Raw genomic sequence first — 4,870 nt, 5'->3', positions numbered from 1 at the left:
ATCAAGCGATCTGATTACACAGCCCTGGGTGAGCTGATTCGCATAACAGAAAGCATCATGACGGCTAACGATTCCGAGGTGATGGGGGATATCGTAAACGCGCAGGTCATGGCGGATGACGTGTTCCCGGCAAAGACCGGCAAAAGCTTTCATGAGTTGGTCAACGTCACGCCTACCCCGAAATCCCTAAAAGAAAGGGCCACGGAGGCTGGCAAAAAGATTGTGGACAGTATTCAGTCTGGTGTGTTTGACCGATACCACGCATTGCGCGAGTTGGATCAGGCGATGGGGCTGGACCCACTGCAAAAGCCTGAGCTGTCAACATGGGTGCAAGCCCGTCTTGTCGGCGCGTCTCATGGTGCATTCAAGGTCATGATGCAGTACGGCAAAGTGGCCTGGGACCAATCCGGCGTAACGTTGGATGCTGTGAAGCGCAAAGCAGGCGACAAGGAAGGCTTTCTGGGTGAGTTGGCCGTATTGGGCAGCGAGGCTGAGATCAAGCGCTTCATGGCATGGATCGCGGCGAACCGTGCGAACAACTTGAAAGACAAGCAGTCGTATGAAGAACGCCTGTTCACCGATGAGCAGATTGCGGAAGGCATGGCGTACAACCAGGGCATGATGGAAGACGGCAAAGGCCGTGCGGCTGTGTATGCAAAAGTGTACAAGGCGTTCAATGAGTACCACAGCAGCGTCCTCGATATCGCCAGTCAGTCGGGCATCATTTCGGAAGACGCACGGACCGCGTGGGAAAATGACTTCTATGTGCCGTTCTACCGCGTTATGGACGAGGACAAGGACGCGACATTCAGCGGCATTCTGAATGATGGCCTGACTAAAGCGAACGTGATTAAGGAGATCAAAGGTTCGAAGCGCGAGATTGGCGATCTGCTGACTAATTATCTGGTCAACGCGCAACGCCTGATCGATGCCTCGATGAAAAACGCGGCAGCACGCAAGGCGATGGAACAAGCCATGGAAGCCGGTATCGTGAGCGAAGCCGGTGAGAAATCAAACCCGACAAGCACAACCTGGGTGATGGAGAATGGCCAGAAAGTGAAGTACGAATTTGATTTCACTAAATCCGTTGCCGGTCAGAACGCGCACCAGAAAGAAATCGAAGTGGAGGCCCGCGCTGTGTTCGAGGCAATCAACGCCCTCAACCCGATTGGCCTGAACAGTGCGTCACTGAATGTCATGCGTTCGTTCAAACGCGTATTCACCAACCTGACCACAGCTTCACCGGCTTTCCAAGTCCGTAACCTGATTCGTGACTCGATCCAGACGGCGGCAACCGAGAAGGGCGGCGGCAAGTTTGTGAAGGGCGGTAAGCTCTACGGGATGGGCGGGCAGATCAACCACTTCAAGGCACGGATGCTGGCCAGTGGTGGCGCTTTTGCGTTCGGGAATAACTTTGGCGACTCAACACAAGACATCATGGCCAACATTAACGGGGAGCTGCAAGCCGTGCCGGTGCTTGGCCTTAACAATGTTAAGCGGTCCATGCAGCAATGGTGGCGTCGTTACAGCGAATTCTCTGATTCTGTAGAGAACATGAACCGAGCAGCGGTGTTTGATGAGAACCTGGGCGACGGGTTGGCTGCTGCGGCCTTCCGTTCCCGCGACTTGCTGGACTTCTCAGCGCACGGTGCTTACTCAGGAACCCGCATTCTGATCTCTGTTGTGCCATTCCTTAATGCCCGCCTGCAGGGTTTACATAAGCTTGGCCGTCACGCGTCCGACAAACACAAGCGCGCGCGTCTGACTGCAGTTATGGGGGCATTGGCCGTGGGTTCGCTGTTGCTTCACCTGCGCAACCACGACGATGAGGACTATCAGAAATTGCAGGACTGGCAGCGAGACGGTTACTGGTTTATGAAGCTGGGCGATAAGGCGTTGTTCATTCCAAAGCCGTTCGAGCTGGGCGCTATGGCCACCATGACCGAACGAGCAATGGACATGGCCACAAGTGGATTTAGCCCTGAGCAGTCTGCAGAGTTCCGAGACGCACTGCTGAGAACACTTGTCAGTACCTTCCAGCTGAACCCGACACCACAAATGATCAAACCGTCACTTGAGGTATGGGCGAACTACGATACGTTCCGAGGCCGTAGCATCGAAAACTATGCAGATCAGAACGTGCCGGCCTACATGGGATACAACGAAAACAGCACCGGTTTTTCAAAGCTGGCATCGAAAGCCGGCTACGGTGTAATGAATGCTATCGGGTTGGAAGATTCCGCGCTGTCGCCTAAGCAGATCGACCATATGGTGCGTGGTTATCTGGGCTGGTTCGGTGTGACAGTCACGGGCTTGCCTGATTTGATTGCAGAATCGACAAGTGATGCCCCGACTAAGCATTGGTGGGAGCGGTCTCTGGTTCGTTGGGCATACCGCGATCTGAATGCGCCGGTGTACACAAAACAGCAGGAACAGTTCTATGAAATGCTGAGTGATTTTAAACAGCATCATACAGCTTACCGGCAGTTAATTAATTCTGGACAATCAGAAGAAGCGAAAAGCTACTACGTGGAACACAGGGATGAGATCAATCGTTCTAAACAATTCGATAAGATGCAGCGGTACTTGTCGAAACTCAATAAGCAAGAACGAATGATTTACAACAATCCTAAACTTTCCTCGGACGAAAAGCGCTGGGCTTTAGACAACATCAAGCGCAAGAAAGCCGAGGTGGCTGAGTATCTTGTGAGACAGAACCCACAATAAATAAAAATTAAGGTAATCGGTCGTGGAACAATTGTTGCACGACCCCTTATTTTTTTCTACTATCGCTCTTAGCTAATAGCTAATTAATTATCACAGGATGTAATGATATGACCGCTTATGAATCAGCAGCAAAAGCATTGGGTGCCGCCCTTTCTTCACAAGATGCAGCCCCAGTACCGACAAGACGCGTAACCCAGATTACCCCTAACAAGCCCTTTGAAACCGTGGATGACGACAAGGTGCAGTGGGGTGAATTGCTGGCAAGATTTTGCGATTTAGGCATGGATAGACAAATCGCCGCTTTGAAGCGCGTATCCCCTGGGAACCTCAACGGTCTCATCGACTCTGCCAACCAAGCTAAGAAGCAATCAAAGTTAAATGCAATGCAGGCAATAGCCGACTTAATGAAAGAAGATGGCGTTGACCCTCAAGAACTTCTTTCCTTTATAACCAACACCCCCGAAACAAAAAAACAGTCAGTAAAAAATGGCTCAAGCACTGGCAAACGAAATTCTGTTATCCCACCGCAAGCAAGAACACGCGCGTTAGAACTGGCGCGTCAAGACTTTAGCGCAAGAAAAATTCAGCAAAAAGTTAAACAAGAACATAATTTCGAGATTAAGATGGGCACCATTTACAACTACATTCACCAAGTGAAAAAAGGCGAGTTGTAATAGTTGTAATATTTAACTTCAAAAGGACTACAACCGATGAAAGTTATTGCAATCTCTAATAAAAAGGGTGGCGTTGGTAAGACCACCACAACGGTAAACCTTGCGGATGCCATCGCGCATCATTTCAATAAACGCGTTTTAATTATTGATATGGACCCGCAAGGCAATTCATCTTTGCACGCGCTTGGCCATGAGGACACGCCGGATACAACTATCGCGGAAATCATGGCCAACCCGCGCAGTATGACGCTGGATGCCGGTATCGCCCCAACCATCGCAGAGAATGTATTTATTATTCCTGCTGATTATCGGTTAGAAGAAACCGACGACAATTTTGTCGGCAAGCGCAACAGAAGCACGTTTCTTTCTGGGCTGCTGAGCAAGATGGAATCACAATTTGATTTCGTGCTGATTGATTGCGCCCCTGGCCGATCCATCATGTATGAAAATGCAGTAATGGTGGCAGGTCACTTTCTTGTGCCGGTCGAGCCAGATGATTTTTCAATGCAGGGCGTTGGCAGCATGTTAGCCGACGTGGTTGAGATCCTGGACGATGAAATCAAAGTTCCGCTGAATATATTCATTAACAAGCTGGATAACCGGCTGACAGCCACGCAAAAGACTCATAAAGCCTTGCTGAGTGAGGTGCCCCAGTATTACACCGGTGAATTAAATATCCGCACCAGCTCCAACACCCGCGCCGCTGTTGCCGAACGCAAAACTGTTCGCCAGTTCAATCCTAAGCTGGAAATCAATAATGATTACTTTCGTATGGCAAAGCACTTGGTGGAGGGGTAAGCATGGGAGTCGGTATTTTAAGCCAACAAAACCGAGTCACGAAAAAAAAGCAGCAAGCAAAAGTTGAGGCCAGCACCGCCTTGACTGACGGCGTTCGCGCCCGCTGCACTGCGGAAGAAAAAGCCGAACTGACGGACTACACTGGCGACATCATAACCCTGGCCAGAACGCATGGTTATAAAGGGAATATTACCGCGTCCCGTGTGGTCCGAGGGCTGATCCAGATGGCCATTGATGGTGAGATCAGCGACGAAAAGTTAGCTAAGTGGGTTGTGGAACGCACATAAGGCGGGGTTATGGATAAGCGAATTCTGGAACGGATTAAGAAATGCCTTGCGCTGGCAAAATCATCGAATGAACATGAAGCCGCCGAAGCCCTTCGGCGTGCTCAAACCCTTATGCGGGAATATGATATTGATCATCATGACGTGTTGACGGCGCACATGGTCAGTGAGGATGCTGAAACCCGTGTAGCTCAGACCCCGCCCAGCTTCATTGCGGCGCTGGCCAACTGCATCAAGAGTGCTTTCGCTGTAGAGGCATATTTAACCCACACTGAGAATGGATCATTTATAAAATTCGTGGGCGAGTCTGCACACGTTCAAGTGGCTACATATTCGTTTGATGTGTGCTTGCGCCAACTGAAAATATGCCGCCTCGCGTTCATGAAA

5 protein-coding genes are annotated in these 4,870 nt (G+C 50.4%); all 5 read left to right on the top strand.

Annotated elements, in window-relative coordinates; translation table 11 throughout:
- Window positions 1-2,727: LPD38 domain-containing protein (locus tag H511_RS24780; protein WP_027252002.1), on the top strand; the 2,727-nt coding region annotated here is incomplete at its 5' end.
- Between the two features lie 107 nt (window positions 2,728-2,834).
- Window positions 2,835-3,401 (top strand): helix-turn-helix domain-containing protein, encoded by a 567-nt coding sequence (locus H511_RS0108960; protein ID WP_027252001.1) that lies wholly within the window; start codon window positions 2,835-2,837, stop codon window positions 3,399-3,401.
- A gap of 36 nt (window positions 3,402-3,437) precedes the next feature.
- The gene (locus H511_RS0108955) at window positions 3,438-4,199 is read left to right on the top strand and encodes a ParA family protein (protein ID WP_027252000.1); all 762 of its coding nucleotides are present in this window, start codon (window positions 3,438-3,440) and stop codon (window positions 4,197-4,199) included.
- 2 nt (window positions 4,200-4,201) lie between these two features.
- Window positions 4,202-4,486, top strand: a complete 285-nt coding sequence (locus H511_RS0108950; protein WP_027251999.1) for a hypothetical protein — start codon at window positions 4,202-4,204, stop codon at window positions 4,484-4,486.
- 9 nt (window positions 4,487-4,495) lie between these two features.
- On the top strand, window positions 4,496-4,870 hold a 375-nt coding region (locus H511_RS0108945), incomplete at its 3' end, for a DUF2786 domain-containing protein (protein ID WP_027251998.1).

It is taken from the genome of Photobacterium halotolerans DSM 18316, assembly GCF_000425165.1.
GTDB classification, from domain to species: Bacteria; Pseudomonadota; Gammaproteobacteria; order Enterobacterales; family Vibrionaceae; genus Photobacterium; species Photobacterium halotolerans.
The sequence above is the reverse complement of the archived record's forward strand: the minus strand, read 5'-3'. Positions and strand labels throughout refer to the sequence as shown.